The sequence below is a fragment of the Mycobacterium sp. genome (assembly GCF_032162105.1).
In the GTDB taxonomy this organism is placed as follows: Bacteria; Actinomycetota; Actinomycetes; order Mycobacteriales; family Mycobacteriaceae; genus Mycobacterium.
In genome coordinates this window covers 1-2,698 of sequence record NZ_JAVRPS010000224.1, presented here as the reverse complement: position 1 = coordinate 2,698, position 2,698 = coordinate 1, and the positions used below count along the sequence as shown (strand labels likewise).

General features: G+C 63.8%; 3 protein-coding genes. All 3 read right to left on the bottom strand.

Annotated features, from left to right (window positions below; translation table 11 throughout):
• Positions 1-565, bottom strand: a 565-nt coding sequence (locus QOC69_RS11275; protein WP_526439385.1) for an SPFH domain-containing protein, incomplete at its 3' end; no start/stop codon positions are given.
• Positions 566-568: 3 nt separating this feature from the next.
• Positions 569-1,009 carry an NfeD family protein gene (locus QOC69_RS11270; RefSeq protein WP_526439383.1) on the bottom strand — a complete coding sequence of 147 codons (441 nt, stop codon included), beginning with the start codon at positions 1,007-1,009 and terminating at the stop codon, positions 569-571.
• 397 nt (positions 1,010-1,406) lie between these two features.
• Positions 1,407-2,552 carry an amidohydrolase family protein gene (locus tag QOC69_RS11265; protein WP_526439381.1) on the bottom strand — a complete coding sequence of 382 codons (1,146 nt, stop codon included), beginning with the start codon at positions 2,550-2,552 and terminating at the stop codon, positions 1,407-1,409.
• Positions 2,553-2,698: the final 146 nt, after the last annotated feature.

The window sequence follows — 2,698 nt, the reverse complement described above, 5'->3', positions numbered from 1 at the left end:
CACGCTTGTCGCGCTCGGCCCGCATCTGCTTCTCCATCGCGTCCTTGATGGATTGCGGCGGGTCGATGGCCTTGATCTCTACCCGGTTGACCCGCAGCCCCCACTTGCCGGTGGCCTCGTCCAGCACGCCTCTGAGTTGGCTGTTGATGGTGTCGCGGGAGGTGAGTGTGCGCTCCAGGTCCATGGACCCGACGACATTGCGCAGTGTGGTGACCGTGAGCTGTTCGACGGCTTGCAGGAAGCTGGCGATCTCATAGGCGGCTGCGCGCGCGTCGGTCACCTGGAAATAGAGCACAGTATCGATCTCGACGACCAAATTGTCCTCAGTAATCACCGGTTGCGGCTGGAACGAGACCACCTGTTCCCGTAGGTCAATCATCGGATAGACCCGGTCGAAGTAGGGGATGACGAAATTGAGGCCGGGCTGCAACGTGCGGTCGTAGCGGCCGAGCCGTTCGACGTTGCGGGCACGCGCCTGGGGCACGATGCGCACCGCCCGCAGCACGGTGAAGGCTACGAACAGCGCGATGACCAGTCCGGGGATAAGAGAGAGTGCGGTTTCCATGGGTTACTCCCGGGGGTACACGAGCGCGGTGGTGCCGCTGATCTGCAGGACGTCGACGGTCGCTCCGGCGGGTATCACCAGGGTTTGGTCGTAGGCGCGCGCCGTCCACTCCTCGCCGCGGATACCGCCGATGCGAACCCTGCCGTCCAGCCGGGACACCTCTGACACGACATAGGCGGGCTTACCGATTAATGCTTCTACGCCGAAACGCTCGAGCTGGGGCCGGATCATGTGCCGACGGACGATGGGGCGGATGAGCAGCACCCCGATCGTGGCGGTGACTGTGAACGCAAGGAATTGGACAGGAACGGGTAGTCCGACTGCGGCGAAGCCCGCGGTGATCAGTGCAGCGACACCGAGCATCCCGACCGCTGCGGTGATAGTGAGCATCTCGACCACCAGCAACGCTACGGCGATGATCAACCAGATCAGCCATGCATCCATGCGGCGATCCTCCTTGAACATTCGACGGATGCGCGGGCGGGACGACTGCTACTTCCTCCATCGTGTGCGGTAGGTCACACCCTTTACATTATCTCCCCCAAGCCAGTCGATGTCTCCCCCAAGCCAGTCGATCTGATCGACAATTCGGGAGTAGGGGCCGATGCGGAATCGCTCCGGTGAACGCAACGTGGGAAACACGTCACCGTCGATTTGGGGCAGCGACTATCGGCGCATCCGCTATTGCGCCAACTAATAAGCGCGACAGTCTGAGATGGGTCATAGGATCCAGTCCCCGGTCGTCCTGGCCCCTGGATCAGTAGCGCGCGATAGCAACTGCTAGCTGAGCCGGCGAGGGATCGCCGCGCGCTGTAGACCGCGCCGATCCCCACGCCTCGGCCTATATCCGGACAACGGTTCCAACGACGTGCTCCACACCGGCGCACCAGACCCGCCGAATCTGTCGTGTGGCGCGGATGTCGGCGATGGGATCGCCGTCGATCAGTACGAGGTCGGCCCGTCGGCCGGGTTCGATCACGCCTCTGTCGTGTAACCCGAAGTGTTGGGCTGGCAGTACTGTCGCCGCGCGCAGCGCCTCGACGGTCGACAGGCCGGCTTCGATGAGCAATTCGAGCTCTTCGTGCAGGCTTTCGCCGTGGCGGGGTGAGAAGGGTATGCCGGGGCCGGCGTTAGCGTCCGTACCCGCGAGGATCGGCACACCGGCTCGGTGCAGTTCCGCGACGCTGCCGCGGGCTGATTCATAGCTCGGCCCAGCCGCCGCTACACCCTCGGGCTGCGAAGCCGCCGCAGTGGCGATCCGGTCGACGACGCCCTTCATCATCGTTAACGTCGGAATGCTGACGCACTCCTGCGCGAGTATGCGAGCCGCTGTGGACTCGGTGAGCCGGCGGTCGAGCGGGGCATGTGTGATCATGTCGACCCCGGCCTGTAGTGCCATGTCGAGGGCGGCCGTGGACACGGCATGTGCGACTGTGAGCTTGCCGTGCCGGTGCGACGCGGCAACTAGTGCGTCGAGTGTCTCCTGGTCGGGTCCGGGGATGTCGGCGATGAGCTTGATGTAATCGACTTCCTCGGCGATGCGGTCCGCCACGAATCGGGCTGCGCCCGCGGGACCGTCGACGAATTCCTCGGCCGGATACCCCGGTAGGTGACTGTGGGTACTGCCGGCGGTGGTCGCGGGGATGCCTGCGCTGCGAATATCCGCCATACCGGTTCTGTTGCGCAGCGAGTCGACCATGGATGGCGGCCAGGCCCCCATGTCCAGCGCCGTCGTGACCCCGAAATCCGCTAGTTGTTGCAGGTGCCCTTCCTTCAAGAGGTGAACGTGGGCATCGATGAGTCCCGGCAGCAGGGTGGCGCCGCCAGCGTCGATGATCCGCGCGCCTGCGGAGTCGTTGCCCACGATCCCGCCCTCGATGACCACAGTGGTGGACCCGCGAAGTTCACGTCCATCGAACACGCGCACGTTGGTCAATGCGATCTTTTCACTGCGAGCCGTCCGGGCGCCGTCGTTCGAATCAGACATCTATTCTCCTTTATTCTCCTTCAAACGATGGTGCATACTTCTGTGACGCGCGGTTGCGTCGTCATGTCCAGCCCTGCCTCGGTCAGTCGAGCGCCATGTTTCGCAGTGCGCGACTGACTACCTTGCCTGCTGCGTTCTTCGGCAGG

Coding starts and splice junctions, on each gene's coding strand:
- QOC69_RS11265 (WP_526439381.1), bottom strand. CDS start 2,552: ATGTCTGATTCGAACGACGGCGCCCGGACGGCTCGCAGTGAAAAGATC.
- QOC69_RS11270 (WP_526439383.1), bottom strand. CDS start 1,009: ATGGATGCATGGCTGATCTGGTTGATCATCGCCGTAGCGTTGCTGGTG.